Below are 13,050 nucleotides of genomic sequence, written 5' to 3'. Positions count from 1 at the left end.
CGTCGTATCATAGACACACTAAAGGCCGTAGAGCCTGAACAACACAGACAGGTACAGGAAGAAAAAACATGGTAGATCAGGTAAAAGTCGACACCGCTGAAGAGGCGTCGTCTGAACAGTCGCTACGGCGCAATCTCACAAACCGTCATATTCAACTTATTGCTATTGGTGGCGCTATCGGTACTGGCCTGTTTATGGGCTCCGGTAAAACCATCAGTCTCGCCGGACCGTCGATCATTTTTGTGTATATGATCATCGGTTTTATGCTGTTTTTCGTGATGCGTGCAATGGGTGAATTGCTGCTCTCGAATCTGGAGTACAAATCGTTTAGTGATTTTGCCTCTGACCTGCTCGGGCCATGGGCTGGGTATTTTACCGGCTGGACCTACTGGTTCTGCTGGGTTGTTACCGGGATGGCAGACGTGGTCGCGATTACCGCGTATGCGCAATTCTGGTTCCCCGAACTGTCAGACTGGGTCGCCTCGCTGGCGGTGATTGTGCTGCTGCTGAGCCTCAACCTCGCCACCGTAAAAATGTTCGGTGAGATGGAGTTCTGGTTTGCGATGATCAAAATCGTTGCCATCATCGGCCTGATTGTCGTCGGTCTGGTGATGGTGCTGACGCACTTCCAGTCGCCAACCGGCGTTCAGGCATCGTTCACGCACTTGTGGAATGACGGTGGCTGGTTCCCGAAAGGTCTGAGCGGCTTCTTTGCCGGCTTCCAGATAGCGGTGTTCGCATTTGTGGGTATTGAGCTGGTGGGTACGACCGCAGCAGAAACCAAGGATCCGGAGAAATCTCTGCCGCGCGCCATTAACTCGATTCCAATCCGTATCATCATGTTCTACGTGTTCGCGCTGATCGTGATTATGTCCGTTACGCCGTGGAGCTCGGTAGTGCCAACCAAGAGCCCATTCGTTGAACTGTTTGTGTTGGTTGGTCTGCCTGCTGCGGCGAGCCTGATCAACTTTGTGGTGCTGACTTCAGCTGCCTCTTCTGCAAACAGCGGCGTGTTCTCTACCAGCCGTATGCTGTTCGGTCTGGCGCAGGAAGGCGTTGCGCCTAAAGCGTTTGCCAAGCTGTCTAAACGCGCAGTTCCGGCGAAGGGTTTAACCTTCTCCTGTATCTGTCTGCTGGGCGGCGTGGTGATGCTGTACGTGAACCCGAGCGTGATTGGCGCCTTCACCATGATCACCACCGTATCGGCGATTCTGTTCATGTTCGTCTGGACCATCATTCTTTGCTCGTACCTGGTGTACCGCAAGCAGCGTCCTCACCTGCATGAAAAATCAATCTACAAGATGCCGTTAGGCAAGCTGATGTGCTGGGTATGTATGGCGTTTTTCGTCTTCGTACTGGTACTGCTGACGCTGGAAGATGATACCCGTCAGGCGCTGATCGTCACGCCGCTGTGGTTCATCGCGCTGGGTCTGGGCTGGTTGTTTATCGGTAAGAAACGTATGGCAGGCGTGCGTTAATCGCTAAGACGTGAGATGTGGGCCGGATAAGGCGTTTACGCCGCATCCGGCACTATGCTGGCGGGATTGCTTGATGCGGCTTCGCCTTATCAGGCCTACGTTCGAGGTCGTTGTAGGCCCGGTAAGCGCTAGCGCCACCGGGCTTTTTTATTCACCTGCGAGGGCACGCGGGAACAACACATTGTTTTCCAGGCTGATGTGTTCCATCAGGTCGTCGATCATCTCGTTAATGCCGTTATACATGGCTTTCCAGGTAGTGCAGGCCTCTGGTGGCGGCGTTACGTTATGGGTGATGTGTTTGATCACTTCCACCAGTTCACCCGCATCGTCATGTTCGCTTTCCATCACGCTGATTGGCCCCATCGCCTGGCTACCCATGCCCTGTTTGATCATCGGGAACAGGATCTGTTCTTCTTTCATCATGTGGCTGGACAGCTCTTCATGCAGCATGGTCAGGTTTTTCGCCAGACCGCGCGGTACGTTCGGTTTGTCTGCGTGAACGCGTTCAACTTTAGTGGCCTGCAGGATCAGCTCCGGCAGCTGTTCGCGGTGTCTGTCGTGATAACGCACGATGATATGGTCGATGATTTCAGCCAGAGCCACGGTACGCCAGTCTTTCTCCAGCGGCTGTTCAGCCAGCTGCGCGAGCTGCGCCTCAATAACGTCTAAATCCAGCTCTTTACGCGCGGCAGCGCGTGCCAGCGTTTGCTTACCGCCGCAGCAGTAATCCATATCGTATTTACGAAACAGGGCCGAAGCGCGAGGAATAGAGAGCGCCAGTTCACCTAAAGGTTGATCGCGATAAGACATTGCTGTTACCTCATTCTCAATAATATAAGATGTATTTTAAATGCAACTTATGGCGAAGGATATAACCCTTTCGGGGTGGGGTGTTTTGTGATGGGCGTCACGAAAATTTCTTATCTCGTTAAGATGCTGAATCTTATTGGAAAGGAGAAGTACGGCGAAAAAAGCCGCACGACAGGATTAAATAAGCGCACGCCGCTGCCGATAGTTAGACCTCAGACAATACCTGCATAATAAAAGGCTACAGATGTTCAAACGAATCAAAGTGATAACCTTACTTATCACCGTGTTACTCGCGCTGGGCGCAATGCAGCTCATCTCCGCGGGCGTCTTTATTGGCGCGCTCAATAACGATAAGCAAAACTTTAACGTATCTCAACTTTCCAGCCAGAACGTGGCCGAGTTTACCGATGCGTGGATTAGCCTGAACCAGGCTCGCGTCACGCTCAACCGGGGCATGCTGCGTTTACAGGGAACGATGGCCAGCGAGATTAACGGCGGTCAATTGAAGGAACTGGTGAACACGGCAAATCGCCTGTTGGCCGAATCGAAAGAGCATTACGATAAATACTACGCTCTGCCGGAAACGCCGGGGCTGGATGAGCATCTGGCCGATCGACTGGAGGAGCAGTACGGCATCTATTCTGCGACGCTGGCAAAAATGAACGCGCTGCTGGCTGAAGGAAAGCTGGAAGAGATGTTCAAGCAGAATGCCGAGCAAAAGCAAACGGCCATGCAGGACGTTTATCGGGAATGGCGTAGCGCGCAAACGGCGCTGGCCGCTGCCGGAGTGCAGGACAATGAGAGTGATTACCAGAAGATAATCTGGCTGCTGTCCGCGGTGATGCTGATTGTCGTCACCGTGATTATCGCCAGTTGGCTGGCGATGCAGCGAGTGCTGCTCAAGCCGCTCCACGAGGTGATGGGACATATTCGCTACATTGCCGCCGGTGACCTGACGCACCCCATCAGCGCCGATGGCAGCAATGAAATGGCGCTGCTGGCAAGTAACGTCCGTGACATGCAGCAGGCGCTGGCGAATACGGTCAGCGTGGTGCGTGACGGGGCCGATACCATCTATACCGGTGCGGGTGAAATCGCCGCAGGCAGTAACGATCTCTCTTCACGTACCGAGCAGCAGGCCGCCTCTCTGGAAGAGACCGCAGCCAGCATGGAACAACTTACCGCAACCGTGAGACAGAACGCAGATAACGCGCGTCAGGCGACCAGTCTGGCAAAAAATGCTTCACAGACGGCGCAAAAAGGCGGAACCGTGGTTGATGGTGTGGTGCGTACGATGGATGAAATCGCCACCAGTTCCAGCAAAATCGCGCAAATTACCAATGTTATCGACGGTATTGCCTTCCAGACCAATATCCTTGCGCTAAACGCGGCGGTGGAAGCGGCGCGTGCGGGCGAGCAGGGGCGCGGATTTGCCGTGGTCGCAGGCGAGGTTCGGACGCTGGCGCAGCGTAGCGCTCAGGCGGCGAAGGAGATCAAAGCGCTGATAGATGACTCAGGGAATCGGGTCAATGCCGGTACGGCGCTGGTGCATGAAGCGGGCGAAACGATGGCGGAAATAGTTAGCGCTGTGACCCGCGTGACCGACATCATGGGGGAGATTGCCTCAGCTTCTGATGAACAAAGTCGGGGTATCGATCAGGTAGGCCAGGCGGTTGCCGAAATGGATCGCGTCACGCAGCAAAACGCCTCGCTGGTAGAAGAATCCGCTTCCGCCGCTGCTGCGCTTGAAGAGCAGGCCGCGCGGTTGAACCAGACGGTAGCGGTGTTTAAGGTGTCGCGCCGGATGGCGGCGTAAACGCCTTATCCGGCCTACATGAGATCGTACAGTCCTTGTAGGCCGGATAAGCAGTGCCATCCGGCACATTATGATTGTGAAACCACCACGATGCTCGGTTTCTGCGGCTTGGCTCTGACTGCTATCACCACCCCAACCATCAGCAGCGCAATACCGCTAACCGTCAGCAGAGGTGGAAATTCCTGACGCAGAATAAAGGTGTACAACAAACCGGCCAGCGTTTCGAAGACAATCAGCGGGCCGAGGATCACCGTCGGTAATTTTTGGCTGGCGACGTTCCAGCACAGTGCGCCAACCCACGAACACAATACCGCAATGGCTATCATCAGACCGATAAACACGCCCGGACGCGGACCGAAGGGCAGAGCGAAGTCCGGCGTTTGCCCGTTCAGCCACAGGCAGGCGGCAATGTAACCGAGCAGAGAAACGGGCAACGTTACCAGAGCCTGGGCCGTCGCCCACATCATCGGGTGCTTATCCGGATTCTCGCGCAGCCAGCGGGCATTACGCAGCGCATACCATGCCCAACACACCACCGAGACAAGCGCCAGCGCGATGCCGGAACCATAACGCCAGCCACTAAAGTCTGGTAACCCCTGATTCAGCTCCGAGATATTCACGCACAGCAGTCCTATACCAATCAATACCAGCGCAGGCGACAGACGCCACCATGATAATTTGCCGTCACGCTGGCTGTAGAGTAGGTTAGCGAAGACCGGGATCACCACCGGCAATGTACCAATAATCATCGTGGAGACCGGTGCGCCGGTGCGCTGGATGGCGCTTGCCAGGCAAACGTAATAAATCAGATTCCCCATCATTGTTAGCGTCAGCGCAGTTACCCAGTCTTTCCGCACGAGTTGACGCAGGCGCGCACGTCCCAGCCAGGCAATCGGCAATGCGATCAGCCCCAGCGCCAGATAACGCCCCATCGACTGCAATACCGCCGGGTATTCCGGTACGATCAGCGGTCCAACAAAAATTAATCCCCACATCAGCCCGGCCAACAGGGCATACAACACACCGCTAATCATTTTGGACATCCACATCGTTTAACAATAAGTCGAGTGTAGGCAGGAAAAATGCTGCCGTATTGTATGAGATTGCTGATCAACGCCGGACGACTTGTTTCTGATAACGTACCGGCGTAATGCCGTAGCGATGGGTAAACGCGCGGGTGAGATGCGACTGGTCGGTGAGGCCGGTTGCGGCGGCGACCTCTGCGGCGGGCATACCGTAAGTGAGAAAACCTTTGGCTCGCCACAGCCGGATCGCCATCAGCATCTGGTGCGGCGTGACGTGGAAATGAGACTTAAACTGGCGCTGAAAATGCCAGGGACTCAGCGATGCAACCCGCGCCAGCTCGTCGAGCGTGACCGGATGCATATAATTATCATGCAGATACTCGCGTACCCGTTCAAAGCGATGCGCCCCCTCCGGCAATACCGGCGCATGGCGGGCCAGCGGCTGGAACGTGTCGATCAGATCGAGTAGGAGTCCTTTTTGCGCCAGCGGATCCTCCGTGTTCCACAGGCCGTGGATCAGCGAGCAGATCTGGCGCGAGCGCAGCGGATCGTGACGCGTTACGTCATGAAACCACCAGTGGCGGATCCCGGTGACCTCTTCCAGAAGGTCGGGTTCAAGGTAAATCATCCGATAGCGCCAGCCGTCGGCGGTTTCGGCTTCGCCGGTATGCAGCTCATCGGGATTCATGGTGACGACGGAATGGGCGGGGGCAACATACTGCGTGCCGCGATAACGAAAACGTTCGGCTCCGGCTTCTATCGCGCCAATGCCAAACGCTTCATGGGTGTGCGGCTCGAAAGCGTAACGCGAGATGTGTGCATGATACAGCTCAACGCCCGGCACCTGCGCCAGATGGCGAAAGCGGGCGCTGTCTTTCTCATCAATAAACTGCTCAGGTACACCTTGCACGTTTTCTCTCCCCACGCATCATCCTGTCATTATCAGAGAGGATGCGCGGGGATGCCACCACAATTAACTAATTTTTAACACTTACACGATGCCTTTGACGCTGTCAGCCAACGAGGTTGTCGGGCGACCAATCAGTTTGCTCAGCGTATGGCTGTCGTCGAACAGACCACCTTTGGAGGCGCCAGTGTCTGAGTCAGCCAGCATGTCCGCCAGCCCGGCAGGCAGGCCTACACCTTTTAGCGCGGCGGCAAAATCTGCTTCGCTCAGGTTCTGATACTCCACTTTTTTACCACTCTGTTTTGCCAGCTCGGCAGCCAATTGGCTCAGGGTCCAGCCTGCGTCGCCCGCCAGTTCATAAGTTTTACCGGCGTGACCGTCTTCACTGATGACGCGCGCGGCGGCAGCGGCATAGTCGGCGCGGGTCGCTGAGGCAATTTTGCCTTCACCTGCAGCCCCGATAAACACGCCGTGTTCCAGTGCAGCCGGTGCGCTGGCGAGATAGTTTTCGGTGTACCAGCCGTTACGCAGCAGCGCGTAGGCGATACCGGATTCAGCCAGCATCTTCTCGGTTGCCACATGCTCATCAGCCAGCCCCAGCGGGGAGGTGTCGGCGTGCAGCAGGCTGGTGTAGGCGATGAATTTCACGTGCGCGGCTTTCGCTGCGTTAATCACGTTACGATGCTGCGGGGCACGTTGTCCCACTTCGCTGGAGGAGATCAGCAGTAGCTTGTCGATACCCTGTAAGGCAGTTGTAAAGGCGGCTTCATCGCTGTAATCCGCCTGACGAACGGTAATGCCCTGCTGGCTAAGCGCCGTCGCTTTAGCGGGATTACGCACAATTGCCACAATCTGGCTGGCAGGAACGGTTTTCAGCAGAGATTCAATAACGTGTTGGCCCAGTTGGCCGGTGGCGCCGGTAATTGCGATCATGGGGTGACTCCTTGGTATTGGTCTTGTGTTTAATCACGCTAACACCTAAACTTACTTTTAGTAAGTACGCACAAAAAGGTTAGTATGAAAATGACAGCTTCGACGCTCTCTCAGCAGTTACGCGATGGCAACTTGTTTGCCGAACAGTGTCCCTCCCGTGAGGTGTTAAAACACGTCACCAGCCGCTGGGGCGTGTTGATTCTGGTGGCGCTGCGCGACGGTACGCACCGTTTCAGTGATTTGCGCCGTAAGATGGGCGGGGTCAGTGAAAAGATGCTGGCGCAATCCCTGCAAGCGTTAGAGCATGACGGGTTTATCAATCGGGTGTCGTATCCGGTGGTGCCGCCGCACGTGGAGTATAGCCTGACGCCGTTGGGTGAGCAGGTGAGCGATAAAGTCGCCGCGCTGGCGGACTGGATAGAACTGAATTTGCCGCAGGTTTTAGCGCAGCGGGACGAACGGGCTGCGTAGTTTTGTAGGCCGGATAAGACGCTATTGCGCCGCATCCGGTACGAAAATTACTTACTTAAATCCAGCTGATAAATAGCGAAACCGATGTCATCGGTCGCGACTTTCTTCAGCGGATACTGGCCTTTCTCTTTAATAAATGCCGCGGCTTTATCAGACGGTGATGTTTCAAAGCGAATATCCAGTGGTGTGTCGCTATGAATTGGCGCCAGACGCCAGTTGTTATCTGCCGCCGGGTGAATTTCACCGCCACGCTTCGTCTCAGCACCAATCCATGCGGCCAGCACCGAGCGGTTTTCATCCGGAGAAGCAAACGCGATGTGGCTGTCGCCGGTTCCGGCAAACTTACCGCCGTAGGCGCGGTAGTTGTTGGTCGCGACGAGGAAGGTGGCATTCGGATCGATTGGTTTGCCGTTAAAGGTCAGATTTTTAATACGTTCCGCTTTCGGGTTAATGGTCTGACATTCACCGTCGTAGCGAGCAGGTTGTGAAACATCAATCTGATAATTCACGCCGTCAATCACGTCGAAATTATAGGTACGGAAGCCATCCCAGTTAATCAACGACTGTGGTTTGCTGCTGTGGATATCAATCTGATTGAACTGCCCGGCGGAACATTCCAGCCACTCTTTCACCTCTTTACCGCTGGCTTTCACCACCACCAGAGTGTTGGGATAGAGATACAAATCAGCGGCGTTACGGAAGGTTAACTGGCCTTTTTCGACTTCTACGAAGCTTGCCGGATCGTTCTTGCGTCCACCGACCTTAAACGGCGCGGCGGCGGAAAGTACCGGCAGTTTTGCCAGATCCGGATCGCCCTGAATAAAGTGTTCCACATAGGCTTTCTGCGCGTTGTTCACCACCTGTACGGTCGGGTCATCCTGTACCAGCGCCAGATAGCTGTACATGTTGTCGGCGGATTTACCGATCGGTTTACTGACAAACTCACGCGTGGCGTCGTGATCGGCTTTCAGGATCTCAACGATTTTTTTGTCTTCTGCTGCCAGTGATTTTTTGGCTGCGGCGTCATAGATCGGGCGCGCCTCGGCTTTCGCCTGAGTGACCTGCCATTTACCGCTGTCGTTATTCAGCACTAAATCCACCACGCCCAGGTGATCGCCCCACATACCCGGCATCACAGCAGGAACCCCATTCAGCGTACCTTTTGTGATATCTGCGCCTTTAATATTGGCAAAGTCTTTACCCGGGAAGACGGCGTGAGCGTGACCAAACATAATGGCATCCACGCCCGGTACTTCGCTGAGGTAATAAACGGAGTTTTCCGCCATCGTTTGATATGGGTCGGCAGAAAGGCCGGAGTGAGCAACCACCACCACGACATCGGCGCCTTTTTCTCTCATTTCCGGAACGTATTTGCGTGCAGTTTCCGTAATGTCGTTCACCGTGACTTTGCCGCTGAGGTTGGCTTTATCCCAGGTCATAATCTGCGGTGGCACAAAGCCGATATAGCCAATCTTCAGCGTCTGCTTGTTCCCTTCCTTGTCGACCACTTCAGTGTCTTTGATCAAGTAAGGCGTAAACAGCGGCTTTTTGGTCTTCACGTCGATGATATTGGCGTTAACGTAAGGGAACTTCGCTCCGGCTAGCGCGTTGTGCAGATACTCCAGACCGTAGTTGAATTCATGGTTGCCGAGGTTACCCACCGCGTAATCCAGGGTATTCAGCGCCTTATATACCGGGTGAGTTTCGCCCGCTTTCAGCCCCTTGGCCGCCATGTAATCCCCGAGCGGGCTACCCTGAATCAGATCGCCATTATCAACCAGCACGCTGTTTTTGACTTCACCACGCGCAGCGTTGATCAAACTTGCCGTACGTACCAGACCGAATTTTTCAGTCGGTGTATCTTTGTAATAATCGAAATCCATCATATTGCTATGCAAATCAGTGGTTTCCATTATACGCAGATCGACGGTCGCGGCATTGACGCTGGCTGCAATCAGCGTTGCCAGAAGCGTTGCACTAAACTTAATCATCAGGGGCATCCTTTTAAGATCTAAGCCACAAAAGAAAATGTATATAAATCTTCTTGCTTACAGAACTGTGAATCATGACATGAATATAGCGTTTAAAACCGCAGACGCTATCACAGTTGGCGGATCCCCTGACGATCGGGTATAAGTAAAACAACGAGTTAACACCACTGACAGAAACGAGGTGGAGAATGCTAGAACATGTATGCCAGCTTGCACGGAACGCGGGCGATGCCATTATGCAGGTCTACGATGGAATCAAACCGATGGAGATTACCAGCAAGCAGGATGATTCTCCGGTCACGGCGGCAGATATCGCCGCACATACGGTGATCCTCGAAGGATTACTGGCGCTGACGCCGGATATTCCGGTTCTGTCTGAAGAGGCGCCTCCTGGCTGGGATGTTCGCCAGCATTGGCAGCGCTACTGGCTGGTGGACCCGCTGGACGGGACCAAAGAGTTCATTAAGCGTAACGGTGAATTTACCGTCAATATTGCGCTGATCGAGAAAGGAAAGCCGGTTCTGGGCGTGGTTTACGCGCCGGTAATGAAAGTGATGTACAGCGCAGCAGAAGGTAAAGCGTGGAAAGAAGAGTGCGGCGTACGCAAACAAATTCAGGTTCGTGACGCGCGTCCGCCGCTGGTGGTCATTAGCCGCTCGCATGCCGACAATGAGTTAAAAGAATATCTGCAACAGTTGGGCGAGCACCAGACCACGTCGATTGGCTCATCGCTGAAGTTCTGCCTGGTGGCGGAAGGGCACGCACAGCTGTATCCGCGTTTTGGGCCAACCAACGTGTGGGACACCGCCGCTGGCCATGCCGTTGCCGCCGCAGCCGGAGCGCACGTTCACGACTGGCAGGGGAAACCTCTGGATTACACCCCACGTGAATCGTTCCTCAACCCCGGCTTCCGCGTCTCTATTTACTGAGTAATTTGTGCAGCAGGGCAATTACCTGCTGCACCTCTTCCTGTGTTAATGCGCCATCTTTTGCCCACTGCACGCGTCCGTCCTTGTCGAGTACGACGATAGCGGAGCTCTCTTCATCCAGTTGCCAGGCTTTACGCGCAATGCCATTGCTGTCGACAATGAATTGCGACCACGGGTAGAGCTTCTTATTGCTCTCCAGACTGCTGCGCACAAACATACCGGAGCCGGGAATGGCGTCATCCGTGTTGACGATAGTGGTGGTCTGGTATTTGTCGTGCGGCAGGTTGGCGGCTTTGATTGCCTCGATCAGCGTCGCATTTTTCTCTTTGGCGGAGGTGCGTCCGGCAATGTGTTGCACAATTCGCACTTTGCCTGGCAACTGCGCGCTATTCCAGCTTTTGTAGCTAAACTTATCGTTATCGAGAATCAGTTCGCCGCGATCGGCGATCCCCACCGGCGGTACGCGCTGGTCAGTCTCAAACTTATGTGCGGAGGCAATCATCGGCAGTAGCAGGCACGACAGCGCCAGCAGATTTCGTAAGGTCATAGGTTTTCCTTCTTTCTTTTATTTTGCAGGTGATCCGACCACTTGGGTCTGGAATTTAATCATATGTGCGAATGATGCTTTTTCCCGCAAGCGCGATGCCAGTTTGCGGACGGGCGCACAAATCCTGCGAAAAATGAAGGCTTATACTGAAGACAGCGAAGCGTTGAAAAGATAATTCTGAATAATTGTAACTTGAAGGTAAATAAACTTATACACGCTGGAAACATCAACGAGATAGTCTATAGTCATAGGGCATTAAAATTTGCGCCTGAGGATTGTCGGACCGATTGTGGTACCGCAAAGGCGTAATGCTCAGCAGGAGACAACAATGAAAATTTTCCAACGATACAACCCGCTGCAGGTGGCGAAGTACGTGAAGATCCTGTTTCGTGGACGGTTATATATCAAGGATGTAGGCGCTTTTGAATTTGATAAGGGTAAGATTCTTATCCCAAAAGTGAAGGACAAACTGCATTTTTCCGTGATGTCCGAAGTTAACCGTCAGGTCTTGCGTCTGCAAACTGAGATGGCTTGATCAAAGTGCTATGCAGTAGTTAAAAAAACGGCTCCTGATGGGAGCCGTTGATGTTTCTATAAGGCGTTAAGACGCCTTTGCCTCTTCTTTTGCATCTGGCAGTTTTGGTACCAGAACGGTAGGTTTACTGTCCAGACGCGTCACCAGCAGCTGATCGATCTTGTAGTTATCGATATCCACCACTTCAAATTTGTAACCTGAATACTTCACCGAGTCGGTGCGTTTCGGGATTTTACGCAGCATGAACATCATAAAGCCGCCGATGGTTTCATAGTTGCCGGACTGCGGGAACTCGTCGATATCCAGCACGCGCATCACGTCATCAATCGGCGTACCGCCGTCGACTAACCATGAGTTTTCATCACGTGCCACAATCTGCTCTTCCAGACCCTGACCTACCAGATCGCCCATCAGCGTCGTCATAACGTCGTTGAGGGTGATAATCCCCACCACCAGCGCGTACTCGTTCATGATGACGGCAAAGTCTTCGCCTGCGGTTTTGAAGCTTTCCAGCGCTTCAGAGAGCGTCAGCGTGTCCGGGACGATCAGCGTATTGCGGATCTGTACGCCGCTGTTCAGCGCCATGCTTTGGTTTGCCAGTACGCGGTTGAGGAGATCCTTTGAATCAACATAACCAATGATGTGGTCGATATCTTCGTTACACACCAGGAATTTGGAGTGCGGATGTTCCGCCACCTTGTTCTTCAGGCTTTGCTCATCTTCATGGAGATCGAACCAGATAATATTCTCGCGCGAGGTCATTGAAGACGGGACGGTACGGGATTCCAGTTCGAACACATTTTCAATCAGCTCATGCTCCTGCTTGCGCAGAACACCCGCCAGCGCACCCGCTTCGACCACGGCGTAAATGTCGTCCGAGGTGATGTCGTCTTTACGCACCATTGGGATCTTAAACAGACGGAAAATGTTGTTTGCCAGACCGTTAAAGAACCACACCAGCGGGCGGAAGACCAGCAGGCAGAAGCGCATCGGGTTGATGATACGCAAAGCCACAGCTTCTGGCGCAATCATACCGATGCGTTTCGGGGTTAAATCCGCGAACAGGATGAACAGGCCAGTAACCAGCGAGAACGACAGAATAAAGCTTAACTGTTCGGACAGCTCTGGAGTGAAGTACTTCGAGAAAAGGCTGTAAAACGCTGGGGAGAATGCTGCATCACCGACGATACCGCCGAGAATGGCGACCGCGTTAAGGCCAATTTGCACGACGGTAAAAAACATGCCGGGGTTTTCCTGCATCTTCAAAACACGTTGTGCGTTTACGTTGCCTTCATCGGCAAGCAGTTTAAGTTTTATTTTGCGTGATGCAGCAAGCGAGATCTCAGATATCGAGAAAAACGCACTCACGGCGATCAGGCAGAGAATGACTAAAATACTGTTTAACATATCTTATCCGACCGTTCGGGTCAGATCCTCGGAAGGGAGAAGTTGATACTCGTCGTCTTTCAAGCTGTAGGTGCGTTAGCTGCACTCATTCACCACAGTCACATAGTTTTCTATGCTCCTGGGGATTCACGAGTTTGCCGCCTGCCTGCAACTCGAAATCCTTAGAGTATAAATCCAATGGAATATTCATTGAAAACCGGC

The 13,050-nt window shown here is 53.5% G+C and carries 12 protein-coding genes; 5 read left to right on the top strand and 7 right to left on the bottom strand.

Annotated features, from left to right (window positions below; all coding sequences use genetic code 11):
* Window positions 1-68 precede the first annotated feature (68 nt).
* Window positions 69-1,478, top strand: a complete 1,410-nt coding sequence (cycA, locus tag OGY09_RS02270; protein ID WP_008786019.1) for a D-serine/D-alanine/glycine transporter — start codon at window positions 69-71, stop codon at window positions 1,476-1,478.
* Window positions 1,479-1,625: 147 nt separating this feature from the next.
* On the opposite strand, the gene ytfE is transcribed toward cycA, so the two are convergent.
* Window positions 1,626-2,288: an iron-sulfur cluster repair protein YtfE gene (gene ytfE / locus OGY09_RS02265; protein ID WP_003025690.1), complete on the bottom strand. Its 663-nt coding sequence runs from the start codon at window positions 2,286-2,288 to the stop codon at window positions 1,626-1,628.
* A gap of 244 nt (window positions 2,289-2,532) precedes the next feature.
* Here ytfE and OGY09_RS02260 point away from each other — a divergent pair, with 244 nt between their 5' ends.
* Window positions 2,533-4,104, top strand: a complete 1,572-nt coding sequence (locus tag OGY09_RS02260; protein WP_032942179.1) for a methyl-accepting chemotaxis protein — start codon at window positions 2,533-2,535, stop codon at window positions 4,102-4,104.
* A 68-nt stretch (window positions 4,105-4,172) separates the two neighbouring features.
* Here the strand turns inward: OGY09_RS02260 and OGY09_RS02255 are convergent, their stop codons facing one another.
* The 3 genes from OGY09_RS02255 to OGY09_RS02245 form a co-directional block, all read right to left on the bottom strand.
* On the bottom strand, window positions 4,173-5,138 hold the full coding sequence (locus OGY09_RS02255) for a DMT family transporter (protein ID WP_020996260.1): 966 nt from the start codon (window positions 5,136-5,138) through the stop codon (window positions 4,173-4,175).
* 76 nt (window positions 5,139-5,214) lie between these two features.
* A complete protein-coding gene (locus tag OGY09_RS02250) occupies window positions 5,215-6,039 on the bottom strand; it encodes an AraC family transcriptional regulator (protein WP_032944272.1) in 825 nt (274 codons plus the stop codon).
* A gap of 81 nt (window positions 6,040-6,120) precedes the next feature.
* The gene (locus tag OGY09_RS02245; protein ID WP_032942180.1) at window positions 6,121-6,969 is read right to left on the bottom strand and encodes an SDR family oxidoreductase; all 849 of its coding nucleotides are present in this window, start codon (window positions 6,967-6,969) and stop codon (window positions 6,121-6,123) included.
* A gap of 90 nt (window positions 6,970-7,059) precedes the next feature.
* On the opposite strand from OGY09_RS02245, the gene OGY09_RS02240 reads away from it, so the two are divergent.
* A complete protein-coding gene (locus OGY09_RS02240; RefSeq protein ID WP_032934267.1) occupies window positions 7,060-7,440 on the top strand; it encodes a winged helix-turn-helix transcriptional regulator in 381 nt (126 codons plus the stop codon).
* A 47-nt stretch (window positions 7,441-7,487) separates the two neighbouring features.
* On the opposite strand, the gene cpdB is transcribed toward OGY09_RS02240, so the two are convergent.
* The gene (cpdB, locus tag OGY09_RS02235; protein WP_122973767.1) at window positions 7,488-9,431 is read right to left on the bottom strand and encodes a 2',3'-cyclic-nucleotide 2'-phosphodiesterase; all 1,944 of its coding nucleotides are present in this window, start codon (window positions 9,429-9,431) and stop codon (window positions 7,488-7,490) included.
* Between the two features lie 188 nt (window positions 9,432-9,619).
* Between cpdB and cysQ the strand changes: the two genes are divergently transcribed.
* Complete coding sequence (gene cysQ / locus OGY09_RS02230) at window positions 9,620-10,360, top strand: 3'(2'),5'-bisphosphate nucleotidase CysQ (RefSeq protein WP_008786026.1); 741 nt, start codon at window positions 9,620-9,622, stop codon at window positions 10,358-10,360.
* On the opposite strand, the gene OGY09_RS02225 is transcribed toward cysQ, so the two are convergent.
* Window positions 10,350-10,907, bottom strand: a complete 558-nt coding sequence (locus OGY09_RS02225) for a YtfJ family protein (RefSeq protein WP_008786027.1) — start codon at window positions 10,905-10,907, stop codon at window positions 10,350-10,352. The genes cysQ and OGY09_RS02225 overlap by 11 nt on opposite strands.
* 328 nt (window positions 10,908-11,235) lie before the next feature.
* Between OGY09_RS02225 and OGY09_RS02220 the strand changes: the two genes are divergently transcribed.
* Window positions 11,236-11,442 (top strand): DUF1107 domain-containing protein, encoded by a 207-nt coding sequence (locus tag OGY09_RS02220; RefSeq protein ID WP_003025710.1) that lies wholly within the window; start codon window positions 11,236-11,238, stop codon window positions 11,440-11,442.
* A gap of 66 nt (window positions 11,443-11,508) precedes the next feature.
* Here OGY09_RS02220 and paeA read toward each other — a convergent pair whose 3' ends face one another.
* A complete protein-coding gene (paeA, locus tag OGY09_RS02215; protein ID WP_003830418.1) occupies window positions 11,509-12,849 on the bottom strand; it encodes a polyamine export protein PaeA in 1,341 nt (446 codons plus the stop codon).
* Window positions 12,850-13,050: the final 201 nt, after the last annotated feature.

Origin of the sequence: Citrobacter sp. Cpo071 (genome assembly GCF_030332765.1) — a bacterium.
Lineage (GTDB): Bacteria > Pseudomonadota > Gammaproteobacteria > Enterobacterales > Enterobacteriaceae > Citrobacter > Citrobacter portucalensis.
Note: the sequence above shows the minus strand (reverse complement) of the source record. Positions and strands in the feature narration are given on the sequence as shown.